Annotated in this window: 24 protein-coding genes; 17 read left to right on the plus strand and 7 right to left on the minus strand. The window is 68.1% G+C overall.

All coding sequences use genetic code 11. The annotated features are described in order from the left end of the window. Positions 1-13: 13 nt before the first annotated feature. The 10 genes from OG205_RS45785 to OG205_RS45830 all read left to right on the plus strand — a co-directional run bounded on the left by OG205_RS45785 (position 14) and on the right by OG205_RS45830 (position 8,708). The gene (locus OG205_RS45785; RefSeq protein ID WP_442916704.1) at positions 14-211 is read left to right on the plus strand and encodes a hypothetical protein; all 198 of its coding nucleotides are present in this window, start codon (positions 14-16) and stop codon (positions 209-211) included. 28 nt (positions 212-239) lie between these two features. Further along, the gene (gene tnpB, locus OG205_RS45790; RefSeq protein WP_330273979.1) at positions 240-1,571 is read left to right on the plus strand and encodes an IS607 family element RNA-guided endonuclease TnpB; all 1,332 of its coding nucleotides are present in this window, start codon (positions 240-242) and stop codon (positions 1,569-1,571) included. Between the two features lie 127 nt (positions 1,572-1,698). Beyond that, positions 1,699-2,022: a hypothetical protein gene (locus OG205_RS45795; protein ID WP_330273980.1), complete on the plus strand. Its 324-nt coding sequence runs from the start codon at positions 1,699-1,701 to the stop codon at positions 2,020-2,022. Between the two features lie 51 nt (positions 2,023-2,073). Further along, the gene (locus OG205_RS45800; protein ID WP_330273981.1) at positions 2,074-2,811 is read left to right on the plus strand and encodes an ATP-binding protein; all 738 of its coding nucleotides are present in this window, start codon (positions 2,074-2,076) and stop codon (positions 2,809-2,811) included. Positions 2,812-2,930: 119 nt separating this feature from the next. Next, positions 2,931-3,773 carry a helix-turn-helix domain-containing protein gene (locus tag OG205_RS45805; protein WP_330273982.1) on the plus strand — a complete coding sequence of 281 codons (843 nt, stop codon included), beginning with the start codon at positions 2,931-2,933 and terminating at the stop codon, positions 3,771-3,773. Positions 3,774-3,858: 85 nt separating this feature from the next. Further along, positions 3,859-4,758: a superoxide dismutase gene (locus OG205_RS45810; RefSeq protein ID WP_330273983.1), complete on the plus strand. Its 900-nt coding sequence runs from the start codon at positions 3,859-3,861 to the stop codon at positions 4,756-4,758. Positions 4,759-4,980: 222 nt separating this feature from the next. Further along, positions 4,981-7,350 carry a sensor histidine kinase gene (locus OG205_RS45815; RefSeq protein ID WP_330273984.1) on the plus strand — a complete coding sequence of 790 codons (2,370 nt, stop codon included), beginning with the start codon at positions 4,981-4,983 and terminating at the stop codon, positions 7,348-7,350. Then, a complete protein-coding gene (locus OG205_RS45820; RefSeq protein WP_093601109.1) occupies positions 7,347-7,781 on the plus strand; it encodes a roadblock/LC7 domain-containing protein in 435 nt (144 codons plus the stop codon). The genes OG205_RS45815 and OG205_RS45820 overlap by 4 nt, the downstream gene beginning before the upstream one ends. Next, on the plus strand, positions 7,781-8,146 hold the full coding sequence (locus tag OG205_RS45825; RefSeq protein ID WP_319979095.1) for a DUF742 domain-containing protein: 366 nt from the start codon (positions 7,781-7,783) through the stop codon (positions 8,144-8,146). Before OG205_RS45820 ends, OG205_RS45825 begins: the two co-directional genes overlap by 1 nt. Next, on the plus strand, positions 8,127-8,708 hold the full coding sequence (locus OG205_RS45830) for a GTP-binding protein (protein ID WP_330273985.1): 582 nt from the start codon (positions 8,127-8,129) through the stop codon (positions 8,706-8,708). The genes OG205_RS45825 and OG205_RS45830 overlap by 20 nt, the downstream gene beginning before the upstream one ends. Positions 8,709-8,762: 54 nt before the next feature. Here the strand turns inward: OG205_RS45830 and OG205_RS45835 are convergent, their stop codons facing one another. The 5 genes from OG205_RS45835 to eat all read right to left on the minus strand — a co-directional run bounded on the left by OG205_RS45835 (position 8,763) and on the right by eat (position 13,187). Continuing rightward, on the minus strand, positions 8,763-8,951 hold the full coding sequence (locus OG205_RS45835) for a hypothetical protein (protein WP_330273986.1): 189 nt from the start codon (positions 8,949-8,951) through the stop codon (positions 8,763-8,765). After that, the gene (locus tag OG205_RS45840; RefSeq protein ID WP_319979098.1) at positions 8,951-9,814 is read right to left on the minus strand and encodes a 3-hydroxybutyryl-CoA dehydrogenase; all 864 of its coding nucleotides are present in this window, start codon (positions 9,812-9,814) and stop codon (positions 8,951-8,953) included. The genes OG205_RS45835 and OG205_RS45840 overlap by 1 nt, the downstream gene beginning before the upstream one ends. Continuing rightward, positions 9,807-10,700 (minus strand): NAD-dependent epimerase/dehydratase family protein, encoded by an 894-nt coding sequence (locus OG205_RS45845; protein ID WP_330273987.1) that lies wholly within the window; start codon positions 10,698-10,700, stop codon positions 9,807-9,809. Before OG205_RS45845 ends, OG205_RS45840 begins: the two co-directional genes overlap by 8 nt. Positions 10,701-10,712: 12 nt before the next feature. Beyond that, on the minus strand, positions 10,713-11,540 hold the full coding sequence (locus OG205_RS45850) for an IniB N-terminal domain-containing protein (protein WP_330273988.1): 828 nt from the start codon (positions 11,538-11,540) through the stop codon (positions 10,713-10,715). A gap of 222 nt (positions 11,541-11,762) precedes the next feature. After that, positions 11,763-13,187, minus strand: a complete 1,425-nt coding sequence (gene eat / locus OG205_RS45855) for an ethanolamine permease (RefSeq protein WP_330273989.1) — start codon at positions 13,185-13,187, stop codon at positions 11,763-11,765. 111 nt (positions 13,188-13,298) lie between these two features. Between eat and OG205_RS45860 the strand changes: the two genes are divergently transcribed. The 6 genes from OG205_RS45860 (at position 13,299) to OG205_RS45885 (ending at position 19,996) form a co-directional block, all read left to right on the plus strand. Then, positions 13,299-14,639 (plus strand): glutamine synthetase family protein, encoded by a 1,341-nt coding sequence (locus OG205_RS45860; RefSeq protein ID WP_330273990.1) that lies wholly within the window; start codon positions 13,299-13,301, stop codon positions 14,637-14,639. After that, positions 14,626-15,321, plus strand: coding sequence for a gamma-glutamyl-gamma-aminobutyrate hydrolase family protein (locus OG205_RS45865; protein ID WP_330273991.1), 696 nt, complete (start codon positions 14,626-14,628; stop codon positions 15,319-15,321). Before OG205_RS45860 ends, OG205_RS45865 begins: the two co-directional genes overlap by 14 nt. Further along, positions 15,318-16,670, plus strand: a complete 1,353-nt coding sequence (locus tag OG205_RS45870; RefSeq protein ID WP_330273992.1) for an aldehyde dehydrogenase family protein — start codon at positions 15,318-15,320, stop codon at positions 16,668-16,670. Before OG205_RS45865 ends, OG205_RS45870 begins: the two co-directional genes overlap by 4 nt. 28 nt (positions 16,671-16,698) lie before the next feature. Next, a complete protein-coding gene (locus OG205_RS45875; protein WP_319979105.1) occupies positions 16,699-17,466 on the plus strand; it encodes a 3-oxoacyl-ACP reductase in 768 nt (255 codons plus the stop codon). A gap of 2 nt (positions 17,467-17,468) precedes the next feature. After that, positions 17,469-18,167 carry a FadR/GntR family transcriptional regulator gene (locus OG205_RS45880; RefSeq protein ID WP_402912995.1) on the plus strand — a complete coding sequence of 233 codons (699 nt, stop codon included), beginning with the start codon at positions 17,469-17,471 and terminating at the stop codon, positions 18,165-18,167. Positions 18,168-18,352: 185 nt separating this feature from the next. After that, positions 18,353-19,996 (plus strand): AMP-binding protein, encoded by a 1,644-nt coding sequence (locus OG205_RS45885; protein WP_330273993.1) that lies wholly within the window; start codon positions 18,353-18,355, stop codon positions 19,994-19,996. A gap of 135 nt (positions 19,997-20,131) precedes the next feature. Here the strand turns inward: OG205_RS45885 and OG205_RS45890 are convergent, their stop codons facing one another. Together OG205_RS45890 and OG205_RS45895 are read right to left on the minus strand one after the other, a co-directional pair. Continuing rightward, positions 20,132-20,719: a hypothetical protein gene (locus tag OG205_RS45890; RefSeq protein ID WP_330273994.1), complete on the minus strand. Its 588-nt coding sequence runs from the start codon at positions 20,717-20,719 to the stop codon at positions 20,132-20,134. Next, a complete protein-coding gene (locus tag OG205_RS45895; RefSeq protein ID WP_330273995.1) occupies positions 20,716-21,030 on the minus strand; it encodes a hypothetical protein in 315 nt (104 codons plus the stop codon). Before OG205_RS45895 ends, OG205_RS45890 begins: the two co-directional genes overlap by 4 nt. A 140-nt stretch (positions 21,031-21,170) precedes the next feature. On the opposite strand from OG205_RS45895, the gene OG205_RS45900 reads away from it, so the two are divergent. Continuing rightward, positions 21,171-21,659, plus strand: a complete 489-nt coding sequence (locus OG205_RS45900; RefSeq protein ID WP_330273996.1) for a GNAT family N-acetyltransferase — start codon at positions 21,171-21,173, stop codon at positions 21,657-21,659. Positions 21,660-21,716: the final 57 nt, after the last annotated feature.

The raw sequence follows: 21,716 nt of genomic DNA on the forward strand, positions 1-21,716 counted from the left end.
TCGTGTGCGCCGGATGCGGGCCTCCTTCGAGCCCGGGGCGTCCGCGATCAAGAAGATCGGCGCCCGTCAGGCCTATGACGCGCTGCTCGTCCAGGCCTGCACCGCGCTGGGCGTCGAGCACCGGTTGTTTTTGTTGCCAGAAGGAATGGACCGCGAGATCGAGCGGTTGCGGGTCGAGCAATGCCTCAGACACCACGGGTTGTCCGTTTGAGCTCGAACATGTGTGTTTCACTGTGTGAGTGGGTGTGGTGCTGCAGGCGTACCGGTTCGCCTTGGACCCGAACGCCGAACAGGAGATCGCACTGCGATCGCACTGCGGCGGGCAGCGTTATGCCTACAACTGGGGTCTCGCAAAGGTTAAAGCGAACCTCTCGCAGCGCAGCGCCGAGCGCACCTACGGTCTCAGCGATGCCGAACTGACGCCGTCGTTGAACTGGTCTGCCTACGCCCTGCGCAAAGACTGGAACCAGTGCAAGCGTGCCGTGGCGCCTTGGTGGAGCGAGAACTCCAAGGAGGCGTACTCGTCAGGTTTCGCGAACCTGGCGACGGCGCTGGCGAACTGGCACGCTTCCGCGACAGGAAAACGGCGCGGCCCCCGGATGCGGTTTCCCGGGTTCAAAGGCAAGAAGGCAACTCGGTCCTGCCGGTTCACCACGGGCGGTAGCTGGCTGGCGAAGCGCGACCGCAGGCACGTCCGGTTGCCGATCCTCGGCACGATCCGCACACACGAATCGACGCGCAAACTCGCTCGCCACGTGGAGCGGGGCGCAGCTCGTATCCGTTCTGCCACCGTGACGCTCAGGGCAGGGCGCTGGTTCGTGTCGTTCTCCGTGGAGATCACCCGCCACGACGCGGCCCCCGCCCAGCCCGATTCGACGGTGGGCGTTGATCTCGGGGTGAAGTCGCTCGCGGTGCTGTCCACCGGCGAAGTCGTGCCGAACCCGCGTCACCTCGAGGTCGCACAACGCGAGCTGCGTAGGTTGCAACGCCAGTTGGCTCGACGCAGGGGGCCTCGCGCGGGAGAACCGTCGCAGCGCTGGGGTAAGACTCGGGCGCGGGCGGCCAAGCTGCACGCGCGAGTCGCCAACGCGCGCCTGGACGGATTGCACAAGCTTTCGACCAGACTCGTCCGCACCTTCGGTGTGGTCGTTCTGGAAGATCTCCACGTCGCCGGCATGGTTCGCAACCGAAAGCTGGCTCGTCACATCGCAGGCGTGGGCATGGCCACGCTGAGGCGGCAGATCGAGTACAAGGCCGCCTGGGCCGGTGTGCACGTCCACATCGCCGATCGTTGGTACGCCAGCAGCAAGACCTGTTCGGGTTGCGGCGCGGTGAAAGCCAAACTGCGCCTCTCCGAACGCCGCTATCAGTGCGACGAGTGCGGACTTGCGCTCGATCGCGATCTCAACGCCGCCCGCAACCTCGCGGCGTTGGTGTCTTCCCGCAGTTGGCGGGTGACAGAAACGAGCCCGATGGAAACCCACGTCAGACCCACGCACATGTGGGCAGGGGTATCGCCACGGGAAGGCCCGCGCCGACCGGTGCGGGCCAACGCCGCCATCGCAAGATGACGGCTGCCTTGGCCGATGGATGTTCGTCCATCGGCCTATCAGGTAACGGTTGTCACTCTGATGGCTGATGCTTCTTGAGCCTTCAGGCTGATGCCGGAGCACCTCCCGGCTTCCTACCGTTCGGGGCATGAAGACCGCTGCCTTACTCGTGGGCCTGCTGCTGGCCGGAAGCGCCGGCTGCGCGGCAGCGCCCAACATCCGCGTGGTGGTCGAGGGGACCGGCACGACCGACCGGCTCACCTACACGTTTCCCGGTGAGGAGGAACGGACTCTGCGCAACCCCGACCTGCCGTTCGAGCGCATGGGCAAGCGCAAGGGGAGGGTCGTCATCCGGTTGGAGGGCGTGCACGGCGAGCTCACGTGCAAGATCATCGTCAACGGGCGGCAGGTTCGTTCTTCGACGTCGAAGACTGGGGCCGCGCTCACGTGCGATCACTCTATGGCCGTCTGATGTAAGACGAGGAAAGCCCGTAACTTCAACGTGTCGGGGAGGTACGGGTTGATGAGTGACGTACTGGCTGTCAGAGCCACAGGAGTCATCAGGGGCAGGAACGACGTACCGCCGCGGTTCCGGCCGCCCGCGCCGCCGCGGCACTTCGTCGGCAGGGACGCTGAGCTGGCGGGCATCAGGGCCGGGGTGACGGTGCTGCACGGCGCGAGCGGAGTGGGGAAGACCGCGCTGGCGCTGAAGTGGTTGCGGGAGCGGGGATCCGGCGACCAGCTCTACGTCGACCTGGCCGCGCGCGACCTGAGTCAGGTGCTGCGGGCGTTCGGGCTGGACGTCGAATCCGGTGACGAGTCGTCGGTCTTCCGCAGTCTCGTCACGTTGCGGCAGTTCACCCTGTTGCTGGACAACGCGGACTCCGCCGAGCAGGTGACGCCGCTGCTGCCCGCCTCGGGCACGGTGCTCGTCACGAGCCGTTCGCGGCTGAACCTGCCGCAGGCGCAGGAGATCGGGGTCGAGCCGCTCGCCGACGACGGGAGGCTCGGGCCGTTGCTCGATCGGTCCTATGTGGAGCTTCCGGAACGGCAGGCGCGGCTCTACCGGCTGTGCGCGTGGGAGCCGGACGCGTTCGGCGTGCCGGTGGCGGCGGCGATCGCGGGCGAGGCCGACTGCGACGTCGAGGACGCGCTGGACGACCTGGTGGAGAAGTCGTTGCTGACGGAGGTCGGGGACTACGCGTTCCGCTTCCATGACCTCGTGCGTGCTCATGCGCGCGCAAAGCGCTATCAATCGTAAATAGGGCGCACGGCCGTTTAAGGCAAAGCATTCCGTCTAACGAAGATCGTTGGCAGTAAAGGGTTGTCCACAGCGACCCGTCCCTTTCGGGAATCCGAATTGGTCATATCCTTCGCGTCATGCCGAAGGATTTCCGGGCCACGACGCTCGAACGCGCCATCGGGCGGCAGCTGGCCGGGTGGCGCGACGAGCGCGAGCTGAGCCTCACGGAGGCCGGTCAGCGCGTGGGTTTCAGCAGCGCCAAGCTGTCCATGATGGAGAACGCGGTGCAGCCCTCGGCGCCCGTGGACGTCATGGCGCTCGGTTACGTCTACAAAGTGCCGACTCCGGAATGGCAGGCCGTGGTGTTGCGAGCGCAGTACGCGGAACGGGCCCGTGCGCGCGTCGGTGGCGACGGCCTGAACTTCGATCCGGCGGCGGACTTCGCGAATCTGGTGTTCGAGGCGACGTTGTTGCGCGTGTTCACGACGGATCTCGTTCCGGCGGTGTTCCAGCTTCCCGGTTACACGAACGCCGTTCTGCAGGACGACGATCCGGTGCGGACGGCGCGGCTCGCGATGGTGCGCGAGGCGTGGGCGACGCGGCTGACCGACAAGGATCCGCTGGCGGTGCAGGCGGTGTTCCCGGAGGCCGTGCTGCGGCAGGTGATCGGCGGGCCGCGGGTGATGAAGGCGCAGCTGCTGCACCTGATGGAGGTCAGCGAGCACGAGGCGGTGACCGTGCAGGTCGTGCCGCGCGGGGCCGGGGCGTATCCGGCGATGGGGTCGCCGTTCACGTTGCTGGGGTTCCCGCACCGGCAGCACAACGACGTGGCGTACCTGGAGACGTTCATCAAGGGTGAGTACGTCGAGGAGCCCGGGCTGACCGAGCAGTGCGCGCTGCGGTTCGCGAGCCTGCGGGAGATGGCGCTGGGGACGGGGGAGTCGCTGGAGCTCATCGCCGAGGCCGCCGCTGACCTGTAGAGATGTCGGATTCCTGAGAAAACTCCTGTTCGGCCGTCAGCAGGAGAAGGATCAGGGACGCACCCCAATCCGACAAGGAGGCGGCATGTACCGCAGATTCGGTGTCCTGCTGGCGGCGGTCCTGGGCGTCACGCTCACCGCCGCGGCGCCGGCCACCGCGGACGGTTCCAGGCACTTCCCAACCGAGTTCTCCCTGCCCAACGGGTGGCAACCCGAAGGCATCGCGATCAGCGGCACCACGGCCTACTTCGGGTCGCGGGCCGACGGGTCGATCTACGCGGCGGACCTGCGCACCGGCACGGGCAAGGTGCTTGCGAAGGGGCCCGGCACGCCGTCGCTCGGTCTGAAGGTCGACAACCGCAAACGGCTGTGGGTCTCGGGTGGCACGGGCGGCGACGCACGGGTCTACGACACGCGCACGGGTGCGTTGCTGGCGAAGTTCCAGTTCGCCACCGCGGACACGTTCGTCAACGACGTCGTGCTGACCGACAGGTCGGCGTGGTTCACCGACTCGCGCAAGGCCGTGCTCTACGAGGTACCGCTCAACCTCAAGCCGCACCGGACGCTCGCGCTGACCGGCGACCTCGTCGTCACTCCCGGCGCGACGAACCTCAACGGCATCGTCACGGGGCTCGACGGCGGCTTGATCGTCGTGCAGAGCAACACCGGAAAGCTCTTCCGGATCGATCCCCGGAGCGGCAAATCGACCGAGATCAATTTGAGCGGTCAAACACTCACCAATGGTGACGGTCTGTTGCGTGAGGGACGGCAGTTGTACGTGGTGCAAAACAGGCTGAACAAAGTCGCGCGCTACACGCTCAGTCGTGATGGCGCGACGCTCGCGGCGGAACGCACGGACGCGCGGTTCGACGTTCCCACGACGGTCGCCGCGTTCGGCAAGCGCCTCTACCTGCCGAATGCCCGGTTCAGCACGCCTCCGACGCCCGAGACGACTTACAACGTCGTCGCGGTGGAGCGCCCGTAGAACGTGCGACAGAACTAGCCCGTACGGGGGTTCTCACAAGGCAAGAACCCCCGTACTGGGTGTTGCTTCAGTCACTCGACTGGGTAGCCTGCGACCGCGTACTGCGTGTGATCGCTGTCATTGGGTAACGATGATCTCTCCCCGTAACCTAAATGCAGCCGAAGGAGTTAGTTGGGTTACCCGCAGCGCTAGCCGTGGGACACAGGAGACCGTGAGAGCGCTGTGAACGAGAAGAGCGGTTACACACCGACCAACTACCGGACCATTCGGTCCCGGCTGGCCGGTGTCGTGGTCGTTCCCAGCGTGGTCCTGCTGGTCATGTGGGCCGTTTTCTCCTCGTACACCCTTTTTGACGGTTTCTACATGCGGTCGGTCGCCGCCGGGGTCAAGGGCGCGACGATCCCGTCCGTCGAGGCGCTCGCCGGGCTGCAGAAGGAACGCCAGCTGACCCTGGAGGTCCTCAGCGGCGTCGGGGGCGTCGACAAGGCCGGGTTGAAACGTCAGCAGGGCGTCACCGACGAAGCCGTGCGCAAGATGAAGGACGCGTTCGCGGAACTCTCCGACAGCGCGCCCCAGGACACCGTCGACCGGATCAACGCGCTCAACTCCGTGCTGAACGAGTTGCCGCAGCAGCGCACGCGCATCGACTCGGGGTCGGCGAACCCCCAGGCCGTCTACGACTACTACAACAGCCTGCTCGACTCGGGCGTCGCGCTGCTCGCCCGGCAGGCGCGCCTCGTGCCTGACTCGGAGGCGAGCCAGGCGAACGTCCAGGCCGTCACGATCTTCCAGGCCGCCGACTGGCTTTCGCGCGGTGCCACGATCGGTTCGCGCGGGCTGCTCAACGGCAGGTTCACCCCGGCCGAACGCGTCGAGTTCGCCCGGCTGGTCGGCGCGTACCACTCGAGTCTCGACGCCACGATCCCGTTCGCGCTGGAGCAGCCGCGTTCGCTGTACGACGCGTTGCGCGGCAGCACCGAGTACCGGTCGCTGCTCGATCTCGAAGGCCGGATCATCAACTCCGACGCGACGGTGACCGACGAGCAGTGGCGCGGGGTGGCCGCGCCGGTGCACGACAACCTCGTCGGGCTCGCCGTCACACAGGCCCGTGACGCCGCCGACCTCGGTCTCGACAAGGCCAACAGCCGGGTCGCCGCGGTGCTCATCGGCAGCCTGATCGCGTTGCTCGCGGTCGTCGTCGGCATCGTGCTGGCGTTGCGCATCTCGAACCGGCTCGTGTCGCGCGCCCTGGTCACCCGGCTGGCGTCGCTGCGGGAGGACACGCTGCGGCTCGCGCAGGAACGGCTGCCGCACATCGTGGCGCGGCTGCGCGGCGGCGAGCAGGTGGACGTCCACCGCGACATGCCGCCGCTCGACTACGGCAACGACGAGATCGGCCAGGTCGCGGACGCGTTCAACGCCGCCCAGTACACGGCGGTCGCGGCGGCGGTGAAGGAGACGCAGGCACGCGAGGGCGTGAACCGGGTCTTCCTCGACATCGCGCACCGCAACCAGGGCCTGGTGCACCGGCAGATCAAGATCCTCGACAAGCTGGAGCGCGAGGAGGAGCACCCCGAGCGGCTCGACTCGCTGTTCCAGCTCGACCACCTGGCCACGCGTGCCCGCCGCAACGCGGAGAACCTGATCATCCTCGCCGGGGAGCAGCCTGGCAGGCAGTGGCGCAAGCCGGTGCGGCTCAGCGACGTCCTGCGGTCCGCGGTCGCCGAGACCGAGCAGTACGTCCGGGTCAGGGTCAACCCGGTGCCGGACCGCGCGCTGGTGGGCGTGGCGGTCGCCGACACCATCCACCTGCTCGCGGAGCTCGTCGACAACGCGACGGCGTTCTCCTCGCCGCGCTCCGAGGTGATCATCCACTCCAACGCCGTGCCGCACGGGATCGTGATCGAGATCGAGGATCACGGCCTGGGCATGACGCAGGAGGAACGCCTGCAGGCCAACGCGAAGCTCTCCAACCCGCCCGACTTCGAGACGATGGCGTTCCGCGGCGAGTCCCGGCTGGGGCTGTTCGTCGTCGCCAGGCTCGCCGCCCGGCGCGGCATCAAGGTGGAGCTGCGCGACTCGCCCTACGGCGGCACGGTCGCGTTGTGCGTGCTGCCGCCGAACATCGTCGCCCCGCACAACACCGCCGGCGACATCACCGAGACCACACAGATGCCGGTGCAGTCGTTCCACGACACGCACCACGGCCACGGCGCGGACCACCCGAGCTTTCCCGTGAAGGTGAATCCCGAAGTGCAGGAGGCACTGAACGCGGGGCTGAAGGCGCTCGTAGAACCTGATATGAGCCCAGTTGCCCCCGCGGCCGTGTCCGCAGCAGAAGCATCGGTGGAGGAACCGACCCCCGCGGCACCTCCGGCCAAGGACGGGAAGGCACCCCTTCCCCGCAGGAAGAAGCGGCAGAACCTCGCGCCGCAGCTCATGCAGTCCTCGGAGGAGCCGCCACCCGCCGAGCCGGTGACCGGCGAAAGGCTGGCCGAGCGGACCCGTGACGGACTGGCCGCGTTCCAGCGCGGCACCCGTGACGCCCGGCTGACCGACGACTGGAGATCAGAAGGAGCCCCCTCGTCATGAAGGACAACGCAAGCCAGCACGGCGAACTGAACTGGTTGCTGGAGGACCTGATCCAGCGAGTGGTCGGCGCCCGCCACGCGGTCGTGCTGTCGGCGGACGGACTCCTGCTCGGCCGTTCGGCCGGGCTGTCCCGCGACGACTCGGAGCACCTGTCCGCGATGGCGTCGGCGTTCCAGTCGCTCGCCCGCGGCACCGGCCGGCACTTCGGAGGTGGCGCCGTCCGGCAGACGATCGTGGAGATGGAACACGCGTATCTTTTCGTGACGGCCGCCGGCCACGGTGCCTGCCTGGCCGTGCTGGGCGAGGAGGACGCGGACATGGGCATGATCGCCTACGAGATGAACATGCTGGTCAAGAGGGTGGGAACGTACCTGTCGTCGGCTCCGCGCCAGGAGACGGCGACTGTGCCCTCGGCGCGTGAGTCGCGCTGATGACCGGGCGCGACGACTGGTGGTACGACGAGGCCGCGGGACCGTTGGTGCGGCCCTACGCGATGGTGCGCGGCCGCACCCGGCCGAACGCGCCTGACCTTCATCTGGTCACGCAGGTCCGAGCCTCCGCGTTTGCGTCCGACCAGACGTCGCTGATGGTCGAACATCGCGAGATCATGGCACTGTGCGCACGCCCGCTCTCGGTCGCCGAGGTCGCCGCCTACCTCGACGTGCCGCTCGTCGTGGTGAAGGTCCTGCTGTCGGACCTCATCGAGCGTGGCGACGTGCTCGTGCAGAACTCCACCCCCAAGATTCCCGACAGGGATCTCCTGCAGGCCGTACTGGATGGTGTTCGTGGGATCTGATGGCCAGCTGAACGTGCCGACCGCGGTCAAGATCGTCATCGCGGGCGGGTTCGGCACCGGCAAGACCACCATGGTCGCGTCGGTGTCGGAGATTCCGCCGCTTCGGACCGAGGAACTGCTCACCGAGGCCGGTGTGCACGTCGACGACCTCGCGGGCATCGAGGGCAAGGACACCACCACCGTCGCCCTCGACTTCGGTCGCATCACCATCAACACCAAGGTGGTGCTCTACCTGTTCGGCACGCCGGGCCAGAACAGGTTCTGGTTCATGTGGGACGAACTGGCGACCGGTGCCATCGGCGCCGTGGTCCTGGTGGACACGCGGCGCCTCGACTCGTCGTTCCCCTCGATCGACTTCTTCGAGCACCGGGACATCCCGTTCATCGTCGCCGTGAACTGCTTCGACGGATCGCAGGCGTACACGGTGGACGAGGTCCGGCACGCCCTGGACCTGGACGAGGCGATCCCGGTGCTGCTGTGCGACGCGCGGGACCGCGAGTCCTCGAAGGCCGTGCTGGTCGGGCTGATCCAGCACTCGATGAACCGGCTGGCCGCGGTCTAGCGATCGCTCACGTGGTGCGCGTCCGCGGGCCAGGACCCCTCGCGGACGACGTGCTCACCGGGGGCCCTCCCCGTCGAGCAGCATCACCATGGCGCGCTCGGTGTTGGTCACGAAGGCGAGCATCCGGCCGGACTCGCTGGTCAGCCAGGTTTCGAGGTGCCCGGCGCTGAACCTCGCGCGCAAAGCGGCGACCACCTCGTCGGCTGTGAGGTGGTCGCCGTCAACGGTCCAGCTCTCCGGCACTACTTCGCGTAGTTGTGGAAACCCCGGCCCGACTTCTTGCCCAGCAGGCCCGCGTCCACCATGCGCAGCAGCAGCGGCGGCGGCGAGTACAGCGGCTCCTTGAACTCGTCGTACATCGACTCGGCGATGGCCTTCGTGGTGTCGAGGCCGATCAGGTCGGTGAGGCGCAGCGGACCCATCGGGTGCGCGCAGCCGAGCACCATGCCGTTGTCGATGTCGTCGGCCGAGGCGAAGCCGGACTCCAGCATGCGGATCGAGGAGAGCAGGTAGGGGATCAGCAGCGCGTTGACCACGAAGCCTGCGCGGTCCTGCGAGCGGATGACCTCCTTGCCCAGGGTGGCGCGCACGAACGCCTCGGCGCGGACCTGGGTGGTGGCGCCGGTCAGCAGCGACGGCACGATCTCCACGAGCTTGAGCACGGGCACCGGGTTGAAGAAGTGCACGCCGATGACCTGCTCGGGGCGGCCGGTGGCCATGCCCAGCTTCATGATCGGGATGGACGACGTGTTGGACGCGAAGATGGCGTCCTCGTCCTTCACGACCTTGTCGAGCGTGGTGAAGACGTCCGTCTTGATCTGCTCGTTCTCGGCGACCGCCTCGACCACGAACTGCCGGTCGGCGAACTCGCCCATGTCCGTGGTGAACCGGATGCGGCCCAGAGCGGCGTCGCGGTCCTCCTCGCTGAGCTTGCCCGACTTGACGCCCCTGGCCAGCGAGGTGGCGATCCGCCCCTGCGCTGCCTCGGCCGCACCCGCGTTGACCTCGGCGACGATGACGTCGAGGCCGGCACGGGCACTCACCTCGGCGATTCCGGAGCCCATGAGGCCGGAACCGACGACTCCCACACGTTGAATGTCACTCACAGGCCCGATCCTGCCACGACCTGCTCGAAACGAGGTCGCGGAGAGTCTCCTGGACCGTGGTCGCGTAGTCGCCGACCGGCCGGTAGCCGAGCGCGAGAGCGGCGGACGTGTCCAGGACGAAGCCGCGGTGCCACGGGTGGCGGCCGGCCTGGTCGTGGTCCAGCAGGATCTCGTGCCATTCGTGGCCGAGCGAGCGGGCGATGATCCGGGAGATCTCCAGGCCGTTCGGGGCGTCCGGGTCGGCGGCGTTCAGCACGCGCGCGCCGGGGTGCAGGGCGGCGGTCTCGATCAGCGCGGCGATGTTCGCGGCGGCGGTCGGGTGGTCGACGCCCTGGCCGCGCGACGCCAGCACGACGACCTTGTTCCCGGCGAGGATCCGTTCGACGAAGTACTGCTCCAGCGGCCGCTTGTTGCCCGGACCGTGCACTTTGGACGGTCGCAGCACGGTGATCGGCAGGCCGCTGTCGAGCAACGTCCGTTCCGCCGCGACCTTGTTCGGCCCGTATCCCTCGCGGGTGAACGGGTCCGAGTCGAGTGGCGCGAGCGTCGGCTGGTCCTCGGTCACCGGGGCGTCGAAGCGCGGCGGCTCGGAGGAGTTCGCGTGGCGTCCGTGAGAGTCCACGTACACGGCCTTGGCTGAGATCATTACGGTCGAGACGGCCTTGCGCGCCAACGGCACCAGCGTGCGCGCGTCGGCTGCCGAGTAGCAGAGGGTGTCGACGAGGAGGTCGGCGCCGTCGCCCATCGCGGCGGCCAGGGCTTCGGGATTGCCGCGATCGACCTCACGGCCGGGGGCGTCGACGGTCCAGCCCGCCTGCCGCAGACGCCGAGCGGCGGCACGGCCGATGAGGCCCGTGCCGCCGAGGATCAACGCTCGTCTGCTCACTCGAGCATCAGATCAGAGGCCGAGGCCTTCGGTCAGGCCGCCGACGCCGTCGAGCAGGTCGAGGTCGGTGACGTCGCCGCCGAGCACGGTGCCGACGGTGCCGTCGACGACGCCGTGGACGGTGTCGTGCACGCCGCTGACCGGCGCGACGTCCGGCACGACGTCGTGGACCACGTCGGTGACGGTCGTGAGGTCGGTGGTGACGGAGCCGAGCACGCCGGGCACGCCGTCGACGGAGACGACATCGGTCACGCCGGTGACGGTGCCGAGGACGCCGTCGACGTCCGCCACACCGGTCACACCGGTCACCGTGCCGAGCACGTCGCCGGTGCCGGCGAGGCCCGTGACACCGGACAGGTCGGTGACGTTGCCGAGGTCCGTGACGTTGCCCAGGTCCGTGAGGCCGCCCAGACCGGCCACGTCGCCGAGGCCGGGGACGACGCCGGTGACGCCGTCGAGGGTGCTCGACACGTCGCCGTGGCCGGACAGGTCGCCGGCGAGGCCGTTGACGGCGTCGAGGTTCGCGAGGCCCGTGAGGGCGCTGTAGGACGAGAGGCCGTCGACGTCCGCGACCGAGGCGGCGTCGAGCACCAGCGGGAGGATCTCCTGGACGTCACCGGGGGTGATGTCGCTCAGACCGCAGGCGCCCAGGACGCCTTCGGGGTCGAGGTCGAACGCCGTCAGGGCCGCCGGGTCGTTCAGGAGGTTCAGGGCGAACTCCTGCAGCGTGGCCGGCTGGGCCTCCTGAGGCACGGCCGCCGGCGTTGCCGGGGTGGCTGCCACGGGCGTGGCGGGCTGGACGGGCTGCGGGGTGGCCGGCTGGATGTCCTGCTGCATCATGGGAGTGGGGCTCCTACGGCGGTTCGGGGATGTCGTCAGGAACCGTATTGAGATCGACATCCCCCTGGCATCGGGTGTGATCCCCAGACTTCGGGCGGCCGACCTCCCTAGGGGCCGACGGTCACCCGTTAGGGGGATGCCGCACCTCGTTAGGGGCACCCGGACGCCGAGCGGCGGCACGGCCGATGAGGCCCGTGCCGCCGAGGATCAACGCTTGCCTGCTCAGTCCAGCTCGGCCTCCGCCTTGGCGATCGCCGCGAACTCCTCCTCCGGGGCGTTCGCGACCAGGTGGTGCCGGCTGTAGAACCAGTAGTACGCGACGGCGACCAGCACGATGCCCGCCGTCACAGCGGCAGCGATCTCGTCGACGAAGAACGTCGCGATGACGGCCGCCACGGCCAGAACCAGCGCCACGCCCGTGGTCACGACACCGCCAGGAGTCCGGTACGGGCGAGGCAGATCCGGTGCCGTCTTACGCAGGACGATGTGCGACACCATCATCAGCACGTAGGACAGAGCGGCACCGAACACCGCGATGTTGATGAGCCGCGCCCCACCGGTCACGGGGTCGACGCTCTTCATCACGGTCGCGAGAACGAACCCGATGGTGCCGGGCACGATCAAAGCCAGGTAGGGCGTCTTGCGCTTGCCGGTCTTCGACATCCAGCGCGGCAGATATCCCGCGCGGGACAACGCGAACAGCTGCCGCGAGTAGGCGTAGATGATCGAGAAGAACGACGCGACCAGACCCGCGAGACCGACGTAGTTCACCAGCTGCGACAGGAAGTTGTCACCGCCGTAAGCCGCGCGTACCGCCTCGGGCAGTGGGTTCCCGGATTCCTTCAGAGCGTTCGAGCCCGCGCCACCGGGAGCCACGAGCAGGATCGCCGCCGCGAACACCAGCAGCACCACCATGGCGCCGATGATGCCGCGAGGCATGTCCCGCTTGGGATCCCGTGCTTCCTCGGCGGCCAGCGGCACGCCTTCCACCGCGAGGAAGAACCAGATCGCGAACACGATCGCGCCCCACGCCCCTGTCACGCCCATCGGCAGGAACGAGCCGTCGCCGATGTCGAACAGCTTCGAGGAGTCGAACTTCGGGATCATGCCCGCCACGAACGCGACCAGCGCCACGACCGCGACACCGGTGATCACGAACATCACCCGCAGCGCCTCGCCGACGCCGTACAGGTGAATACCGACGAAGATCACGTAGCAGGCGAGGTACACCGGCCACGTGGCGTCCAGCAGACCGAGTGCCTTGATGTAGTCGCCGATGAACACCGAGATCGCCGCGGGAGCGATGGCGTACTCGATGAGAATGGCGATACCTGTGGCGTACCCGCCCAACGGGCCGAGCGCGCGCCTCGCGAATCCGTAGCCGGCGCCCGCGACAGGGAGCGCCGATGCCAGTTCGGCGAGACCGAACACCATGCACGTGTACATCGTCGCCATCAGGATCGTGGCGACCAGCATCCCGCCCCAGCCGCCCTGGGCGAGGCCGAAGTTCCACCCGGCGAAGTCGCCGGAGATCACGTACGAGACACCCAGCCCGGCCAGCAGGACCCACCCCGCTGCGCCACGCTTGAGCTGACGGTGCTCCAGGTAGTCGCTGCTCACCTTCTCGTACTCGACGTGCTTGGCCATATGGACTCCTAATAGTCCTTTAAGCAGTGGTTGAGGGTGGCGCTCGCCACCGGGTGGTGTCAAGATGGTGCCGCCAATGGCTCGCAGACATACCTTTGGAGGAACGCGGAGATGCTGACCGTCGAGGAGTTGCGCGCGGCCGTGGAGACCGGTGAGATCGACACCGTCCTGGTCGCGATCGTGGACATGCAGGGCCGCCTGCAGGGCAAGCGGTGTGCTGCCCAGTACTTCCTCGACGACGTTCTCGGGCATTCCGCGGAGGGCTGCAACTACCTGCTCGCCGTCGATGTCGAGATGAACCCGGTCAGCGGCTTCGAGATGTCGAGCTGGGAGCGCGGGTACGGCGACTTCGTGATGAAGCCGGACATGGAGACGCTGCGCCGCGTGCCGTGGCAGGAGGGCACCGCGCTCGTCATGTGCGACGTCGTCTGGGAGAACGGCGACCCGGTCGTCGCCTCGCCGCGCCAGGTCCTGCGCAAGCAACTCGACCGGCTGGCCGCGCTCGGGCTGGACTGCTACGTCGGCACCGAGCTGGAGTTCATCCTCTTCGACGACAGCTACGAGCAGGCCTGGAACGCCGGCTACCGCAACCTCACGCCGTCCAACCAGTACAACGTCGACTACTCGTTGCTCGGCACCGCGCGCGTGGAACCGTTGCTGCGCGCCATTCGCAACGGCATGACGGGCGCCGGCCTGACCGTCGAGTCGGCCAAGGGCGAGTGCAACCCCGGCCAGCACGAGATCGCGTTCAAGTACACGACGGCGCTGCGCACGTGCGACCAGCACGCCATCTACAAGAACGGCTCCAAGGAGATCGCGGCACAGCAGGGCAAAGCGCTCACGTTCATGGCGAAGTACAACGAACGCGAGGGCAACTCCTGCCACATTCACCTTTCCTTGCGCTCCAAGGAAGGCGAGCCGGTCTTCGCCGAGGGCCACGGCATGTCGCAGCTGATGAAGCACTTCCTGGCCGGGCAGCTGGCCGGGCTGCGGGAGCTCACCTACTTCCTCGCCCCGAACATCAACTCCTACAAGCGTTTCGTGAAGGGCTCGTTCGCGCCGACCGCGGTGGCGTGGGGTCGCGACAACCGCACGTGCGCGCTGCGGGTCGTCGGCCACGGTCACGGGCTGCGGTTCGAGAACCGGGTCCCCGGCGGTGACGTGAACCCGTACCTCGCGGTGGCGGCGCTGATCGCGGCCGGTCTGCACGGCGTCGAGCAGAAGCTGGAACTGGAGGACGAGTTCGTCGGCAACGCCTACGCGTCCGACCGGCCGACGGTGCCGACGACTTTGAAGGAGTCGGCGGAACTGCTGGCGGGCAGCACGATCGCGCGCGACGCGTTCGGCAAGGACGTCGTCGACCACTACCTGAACGCGGCCAAGGTCGAGCTGACCGCGTTCGAGGCGGCGGTCACGGACTGGGAGAAGGTGCGCGGGTTTGAGCGCCTCTGAGCCGCTCATCGGCATCAGCACGTACCTGGAGCGCACGCGCTTCGGGCTCTGGGATGTGGAAGCGGCGGTGCTCTACCGCGGCTACCTCGACTGCGTCGTCGAGGCGGGCGGCAACCCCGTCATGCTGCCGCCGGTCGGCACCTGGAACGCCGAGACCATCGGGTTCCTCGACGGCCTGGTGATCGCGGGCGGCGCGGACATCGACCCCGCCGCCTACGGTGCCGAGAAGCACGAACGGACCGGCGAACCGAGCCGCGCCCGCGACGACGCCGAGTTCGCGCTCGTCGAGGCCGCGCTGAAGCTCGATCTGCCGGTGCTCGGCGTGTGCCGCGGCATGCAGGTGCTCAACGTGGCGCTCGGAGGCACGCTGCACCAGCACATCGAGGGCCACAACGAGGCACCCGGCGTGTTCGGGCACACCGACATCACGGTCGCCGCCGATACCCAGCTGCACGCGATCCTGGGCGATCGAACGACCGTTCAGTGCCATCACCACCAGTCGCTGGACCGCGTGGCGGACGGGCTGCGCGTCACCGCGAAGGCACCCGACGGGACCGTGGAAGCCGTTGAGCTGGACGGGGCGCGGTTCGTCGTCGGCGTGCAGTCGCACCCGGAACAGGACATCGAAGACCTGAGGCTTTTCGAAGCTCTCGTAGCCGCCGCAAGGAGTAAAGCGTCGTGACCTTTGACGTCATCAACCCCGCCACCGAGAAGGTCGTGCGGTCCGTGCCGCACACCACTCTCGGCGACACGGACGCGGCGATCGGCCGGGCGCAGAAGGCGTTCGAGAGCTGGCGGAACGTCGCTCCCGGCGATCGCGCCAGGCTGCTGCGGAAGTTCGCGGAGATCGTCGACACGCACGTCGAGGAACTGGCGCGGCTGGAGGTCGAGAACTCCGGGCACACCATCGGCAACGCGCGCTGGGAGGCGGGCAACGTCCGCGACGTGCTCCAGTACTACTCGGCCGCCCCGGAGCGCCTGTTCGGCAAGCAGATCCCGGTCGCGGGCGGGCTCGACGTCACGTTCCACGAACCGCTCGGCGTCGTCGGCGTGATCGTGCCGTGGAACTTCCCGATGCCGATCGCGGGCTGGGGCTTCGCGCCCGCACTCGCGGCCGGCAACACGGTGGTTCTGAAACCCGCCGAGGTCACTCCGCTGACCGCGATCCGGCTCGGCGAGCTGGCGCTGGAGGCGGGCATCCCGGAGGGCGTGTTCCAGGTCCTGCCGGGCAAGGGCAGCGTCGTCGGCAACCGGTTCGTCACGCATCCGTTGGTGCGCAAGGTCGTCTTCACCGGCTCGACCGAGGTCGGCAAGCAGATCATGGCGGGCTGCGCGAACCAGGTGAAGCGGGTGACTCTGGAGCTGGGCGGCAAGTCGGCGAACATCGTCTTCGCGGACTCCGACCTGGAGAAGGCCGCCGCCACGGCGCCGTACGGGGTGTTCGACAACGCAGGGCAGGACTGCTGCGCCCGGTCGCGCATCCTCGTCCAGGCCAGCGTCTACGACAGGTTCATGGAACTGCTGGAACCCGCGGTCAAGGGCGTCAAGGTCGGCGAGCCCGGCGACGAGGCGACCGAGATGGGGCCGCTCATCACCGCGGCGCACCTGGACAAGGTCGCGTCTTACGTCCCAGACGACACCCACGTCGCGTTCCGCGGATCGTCGCCGGACGGACCTGGTTTCTGGTTCCCGCCCACGGTTCTGACGCCTCCCGCCGGCCACGTGACGGTCACCGAGGAGATCTTCGGACCGGTCGTCGTCGTGCTTCCGTTCACCGACGAGGCCGACGCCATCCGGATCGCGAACGACTCCGAGTACGGGCTGTCCGGATCGATCTGGACGAACGACGTCGGCCGCGCGATCCGCGTCTCGCGCGCCGTCGAGGCCGGGAACCTGTCGGTGAACTCGCATTCGTCCGTCCGCTACTGGACGCCGTTCGGCGGGGTGAAGCAGTCCGGTCTCGGCCGTGAGCTCGGCCCGGACGCGCTCGACTCGTTCACCGAAGTCAAGAACGTCTTCATCGCTACCTGATTCCAGGCGAACCCGAGGAGAACAACAGATGGTGCAGCGACTCGAAGGCCGCGTGGCCGTCGTGACGGGTGGCGGCAGCGGTATCGGCCTCGCGACCGTGCGCAGGTTCGCGAGCGAGGGCGCGAAGGTCGTCGTCGCCGATCTCGACCCCGCGTCGGGCAAAGCCGCCGCGGACGAGGTGAGCGGACTGTTCGTCCAGGTCGACGTGACCGACGAGGAACAGGTCAAAGCGCTGTTCCAGACCACTGTGGACACTTACGGCAAGCTGGACATCGCGTTCAACAACGCCGGTATCTCGCCGCCCGACGACGACTCGATCCTCACCACGGGCATCGAGGCGTGGGAGCGCGTGCAGAAGGTGAACCTCACTTCCGTTTATTTGTGTTGCAAGTACGCGCTTCCGCACATGCAGGCCAACGGCAAGGGTTCGATCATCAACACCGCGTCGTTCGTCGCGACGATGGGTGCGGCGACGTCGCAGATCTCCTACACGGCGTCGAAGGGCGGCGTGCTCGCGATGTCACGTGAGCTCGGTGTGCAGTTCGCCCGCGAGGGCATCCGCGTCAACGCCCTGTCTCCCGGCCCGGTCAACACGCCGCTGTTGCGGGAACTGTTCGCGAAGGACCCGGAGCGGGCCGCACGGCGCCTGATTCACGTACCGCTCGGTCGGTTCGCCGAACCTGAGGAAATCGCCGCGGCGGTCGCGTTCCTGGCGTCCGACGACTCGTCGTTCATGACGGCGTCGAACTTCCTCGTGGACGGCGGCATCGCCGGCGCGTACGTGACACCGCTCTAGCGATGATGGAGCACGCGCAGGAGGCGTTGTTCCGCCCGGTGCGGGCGGGCAACGCCTTCGAGGAGACCGTCGAACGGCTCATGCAGTCCATCCGGCTCGGCGTCGTCGCGCCGGGCGAGCGGCTGCCGTCCGAACGGGAACTGGCCACCCGGCTCGGCGTGAGCCGGGTGACCGTGCGCGAGGCCATCAGGTCGTTGCAGGAGAACCATTACGTAGAGTCCCGAAGGGGGCGGTACGGCGGCACGTTCGTCAACGAGGTGCTGCCGAAGTCCGCTCCCGGCAAGGAGTTCGGCGACCTCCACGACGTGCTGACGTTGCGGAAGGTGCTGGAGACGGGCGCCGCGGAGACGGCGGCGGGACGGTCGCTGGGACCCGCCGAACGACGAGGACTGCGCGCCCGGCTGGAAGAGGCCTCCACCTCATCGCTCGTGGAATATCGGCGAAAGGACTCGCGGCTGCACCTGGCGATCGCCGAGGCCACCGGGTCCGCGGCCCTCACCGCCGCCGTCGCCGAGTCGCGGATGCGCGCCAACGAGCTGCTGGACCACATCCCGCTGCTCGAACCGAACCTCGCGCACTCCAACGCCCAGCACGAGCGCATCATCGCCTCCATTTTGGACGGAGATCCCGCCACGGCCCGTCAGGCCATGGCCGAACACCTCGACGGAACGGCGTCGTTGTTGCGCGGTTTCTTGGTCTGACCGGTCAGACTCGCGCGAACGCAGCAGTGTGGAAAGGTCCTGAACATGAACGAGATGACCTGAAAACGTTTACAAGTCCAAATGTCCCGTTGTCATGCACATTCCGCATCGAACAACACTTGGCGTAGGGCTTTCGGACGGTTACCGTCCGAAACCTCGGGGACTTGCAGCGCAAGGAGCTGTTGATGCCAGGGTTGCGCAAGGTGTTTCGCGACGCCATGGGCAAGGTGCACTCACTCCGTGTCTTGTCCGAAGCGGGCATGGTGAGTCTCACGAACGTCAAGATGTCCGTGCAGGCTTTGAGAGAGGTCCAGGTCTGGGGGCCGAACGTGACGGCGCTGCGCCGTTCCGTCCGGCTGAATCCGGACGGCGTCGCCATCGTCGACGACCGTGGTTCGGTGACGTACAGACAACTGGACCGGCGCTCCAACGCGATCGCACAGGGATTGCGCGCGCTGGGGGTGCAGCACACGCACGTCGTCGCGCTGATGTGCCGCAACCACCGCGGCACGGTCGAGTCGCTGCTGGCGTGCGCGAAACTCGGCGTGCGCGTGCTGCTGGTGAACACGGGGTTCGGCGCACCGGTCGTCATGGATCTGCTGCAACGTGAACGCGCGTCGCTCGTCATTCACGACGAGGAGTTCACGCCGCTGTTCCACCAGCTGCCGCCGTCGATCCCGCGCTGGCTCGCGTGGTCGCGCGACGGACTGGACCGCCGCACGCCGACACTGGACCAGTTGGTCGCCAAGGCGCCGCGCGGAGAGCTCGAACCGCCGCGCGAACCGGGTGTCGTGATCCAGCTGACGTCCGGCACCACCGGCACCCCCAAGGGCACCGCCCGTGAGATCAAGTCGGTGCTGACCGCGTCCGACTTCCTCGACCGCATCCCGATGCACTCCGGCGAGTCGACGTTCATCGCCGCGCCGATCTTCCACTCCGTCGGCTACTCGCACCTGACGCTCGCGATGTCGCTGGGCTCGCGCGCGGTGCTGCACCGCCGCTTCGACCCGCGCAAGACGCTGTGGTCGGTGCAGGGCCAGCGCTGCACGACGCTCGTCCTGGTGCCGACGATGCTGCAACGGATCATGGAACTCGAACGCCACGTGATCGACTCGTTCGACCTGTCGCACCTGGCCGTCGTGTTCTCCTCCGGCGCGCCGATCTCGCCGGACCTCGTCGCACGCACCCAGGCGCTGCTCGGCCCGGTGCTCTACAACCTCTACGGCTCAACGGAAGTAGCCGTCGCCACCGTCGCCACACCGGAAGACCTCGCGGCCGCGCCGTCCAGCGTCGGCCTGCCACCGCACAACTGCGTCGTGCGCATCTACGACGCCGAGGGCAACCGCATCACGCGGTCGTTCGTGACGGGCAAGATCTACGTGCGCGGCTCACTGACCGTGGATCTCTACACGGACGGCACGCAGAAGGAGTCCATCGACGGACTCGTCGCGACCGGCGACCTCGGCCACTTCGACCCCAGCGGCCGGCTGTACTTCGACGGCCGCGAGGACGACATGATCGTGTCCGGCGGCGAGAACGTGTACCCGGTCGAGGTCGAGAACCTGCTCATGACGCACTACCGCGTGCGCGACGCGGCGGTGCTCGGCGTACCGGATCCCGAGTACGGGCAACGGTTGCGCGCGTTCGTCGTGCCCGTCGCGGGCGCCCGGATCGACGTGCGGGAGCTGCGCGAGTTCGTGCGCACCCGGCTGGCGCGGCACAAGGTTCCGCGCGAGGTCGTGGTCGTGCCGCAGCTGCCGCGCAACGCGACCGGGAAGGTGATGCGGCGTCAGCTGCTGGCGATCCGGCTGGGACCGCAACCGCACTAGAACCAGGGCATGGGCGGAACGCACGCCGCCGCAGAACGAGGGGGACTAATTCCGGCGGGGCGCGCGTTCCGGGTATTGGGGAGCGCGTGACTCACGGCGTCGGGGATCGGGACGTGAGTCACGCGCTCGGTCGGGTCACCGCTCGAAGCGGTCGCCGGGACGGCCTTCGCCGAACGGGCCACGCTGGTCGCCGCGGTCGCCGCCACGAGCGGGGCCGCGGTCGGGTCCGCGCTCGCCGCGCTCGTACATCCGCACGTGACCAGGGCCGCCGCGGTCGTCGAAGCGGTTGGCGGCGACGGCTCCCACGATGCCGCCGCCGAGGACGAGACCCAGCAGGCCCACGGCGACCAGCTGGGTGGCGCGGTGGCCCGCGAAACGCCTCGCCCGGCCACGGGGTGCCGGTACCGCGGCCGAAGGGGTCGGTGTCGCTGCCGGAGGGGGCGGTGGGCCCGCCGGCGCCTGTGCCGCGGCCGGAGCGGCGGGGGCCTCTGCGGCCGTCGCCGTCTGCTGCGGGGCTGCCGGCGCCGCGGTCGTCGCCTGCTGGTCCGCTGCCTGCTGCTGCGCCGCCGGGGTGGCCGGCAGCTCAGCGGTCTGCTGCTGGCCAGGCGTGGCCGGTGCTTCGGCCGGCAGCGGGGTCGTGGCCTGGTCCGGCGCGGGCTGGGCCGCCCGCGGATCGTTCTTGGACGGCTCCTGCGGTGGAGGCGTCTGTCCCTGCTCGCTCATGTCCTCAACGATGCGCCGTCCTGCTGAGCTGGGGCTGACAGCCACCTGTTCGTTTCCTGAAGTCCTTCAGGTCGCCTCAGCGAGTTCATGACAGGCCTGGAACCAGCGAAAACGTGCCGCTGGTCGGCATAGGTCGCGCCGAAGAGCTCGTCGTCCAGGACGCCCGTCCACAGGAAGTGCAACGTCGTGCGCGTGCCGTTGCGGGCGTCTCGCCGTGCGTAGTGGTCGCGCAGGTCGGCGTAGAGCAGGCGCAGTTCGTCCCGGTTGGACTCGGTGAGGCGGACCGGGCATTCGACGACCAGGTCGGACATGATCGATGCTCCATTCGGCGGGCCGGGAGACAACAGCGTGCTCGCCCTGGGCGCTTCGACGCATCCGAAAAACCACTCAGAAGCGTGTACGTAGCTGTCGTGGAAGGAATCCACTTGCGCCCACCGGCTTCAATCGGAGCATGGAACTCGTACCTCTGCGCAAGGAGTTCGCGGCCGAGATGGCCGCCGGTGGGACGAACGACGAGGTCAATCGGCTCACCGGTACCCACGGAACGTTCACGCTGGAGGATTACGAGGCCTACATCGAGCGGACCCTGAACGATCCGGACCGCTACACCCGTGCGATAACGGAGGACGGGAAGTTCCTCGGCGAGGTCGTGCTCACCATCAATCCGCACAACAGGTCCGCGGGCATGCGGATCGCGTTGTGGGGCGGTTTCGGCAAGGGCTACGGATCGATCGCGATCAGGCACGTGCTGGACCACGCGTTCAACGAGCGCGGCCTCCACCGGGTGGACCTGGAGGTGTACGACTTCAACGACCGGGCCATCCACGTCTACAAGAAGCTCGGCTTCCGCGAGGAGGGCCGGCTGAGGGACGCCCTGCTCTGGGACGGCGTCTTCCACGACGCGATCGTCATGTCCATCTTGAGCACCGATAACATCTGATCTGCAATCCGCATCTTCGATCGTAGGAGTCACCGTGTCCGAGTCGCGCCCAGCAGT

This window comes from Lentzea sp. NBC_00516 (assembly GCF_036346835.1).
In the GTDB taxonomy this organism is placed as follows: domain Bacteria; phylum Actinomycetota; class Actinomycetes; order Mycobacteriales; family Pseudonocardiaceae; genus Lentzea; species Lentzea sokolovensis.

What these genes read in the sequence shown, in the direction of transcription:
- eat (WP_330273989.1), bottom strand. Translation starts at nt 13,187, where the DNA reads ATGGCCAAGCACGTCGAGTACGAGAAGGTGAGCAGCGACTACCTGGAG.
- OG205_RS45880 (WP_402912995.1), top strand. Translation starts at nt 17,469, where the DNA reads ATGATGGAGCACGCGCAGGAGGCGTTGTTCCGCCCGGTGCGGGCGGGC.
- OG205_RS45900 (WP_330273996.1), top strand. Translation starts at nt 21,171, where the DNA reads ATGGAACTCGTACCTCTGCGCAAGGAGTTCGCGGCCGAGATGGCCGCC.
- OG205_RS45890 (WP_330273994.1), bottom strand. Translation starts at nt 20,719, where the DNA reads ATGAGCGAGCAGGGACAGACGCCTCCACCGCAGGAGCCGTCCAAGAAC.
- OG205_RS45850 (WP_330273988.1), bottom strand. Translation starts at nt 11,540, where the DNA reads ATGATGCAGCAGGACATCCAGCCGGCCACCCCGCAGCCCGTCCAGCCC.
- OG205_RS45830 (WP_330273985.1), top strand. Translation starts at nt 8,127, where the DNA reads ATGGTGTTCGTGGGATCTGATGGCCAGCTGAACGTGCCGACCGCGGTC.
- OG205_RS45860 (WP_330273990.1), top strand. Translation starts at nt 13,299, where the DNA reads ATGCTGACCGTCGAGGAGTTGCGCGCGGCCGTGGAGACCGGTGAGATC.
- OG205_RS45825 (WP_319979095.1), top strand. Translation starts at nt 7,781, where the DNA reads ATGACCGGGCGCGACGACTGGTGGTACGACGAGGCCGCGGGACCGTTG.
- OG205_RS45810 (WP_330273983.1), top strand. Translation starts at nt 3,859, where the DNA reads ATGTACCGCAGATTCGGTGTCCTGCTGGCGGCGGTCCTGGGCGTCACG.
- OG205_RS45805 (WP_330273982.1), top strand. Translation starts at nt 2,931, where the DNA reads ATGCCGAAGGATTTCCGGGCCACGACGCTCGAACGCGCCATCGGGCGG.
- OG205_RS45885 (WP_330273993.1), top strand. Translation starts at nt 18,353, where the DNA reads ATGCCAGGGTTGCGCAAGGTGTTTCGCGACGCCATGGGCAAGGTGCAC.
- OG205_RS45875 (WP_319979105.1), top strand. Translation starts at nt 16,699, where the DNA reads ATGGTGCAGCGACTCGAAGGCCGCGTGGCCGTCGTGACGGGTGGCGGC.
- OG205_RS45895 (WP_330273995.1), bottom strand. Translation starts at nt 21,030, where the DNA reads ATGTCCGACCTGGTCGTCGAATGCCCGGTCCGCCTCACCGAGTCCAAC.
- OG205_RS45800 (WP_330273981.1), top strand. Translation starts at nt 2,074, where the DNA reads ATGAGTGACGTACTGGCTGTCAGAGCCACAGGAGTCATCAGGGGCAGG.
- OG205_RS45785 (WP_442916704.1), top strand. Translation starts at nt 14, where the DNA reads ATGCGGGCCTCCTTCGAGCCCGGGGCGTCCGCGATCAAGAAGATCGGC.
- OG205_RS45795 (WP_330273980.1), top strand. Translation starts at nt 1,699, where the DNA reads ATGAAGACCGCTGCCTTACTCGTGGGCCTGCTGCTGGCCGGAAGCGCC.
- OG205_RS45820 (WP_093601109.1), top strand. Translation starts at nt 7,347, where the DNA reads ATGAAGGACAACGCAAGCCAGCACGGCGAACTGAACTGGTTGCTGGAG.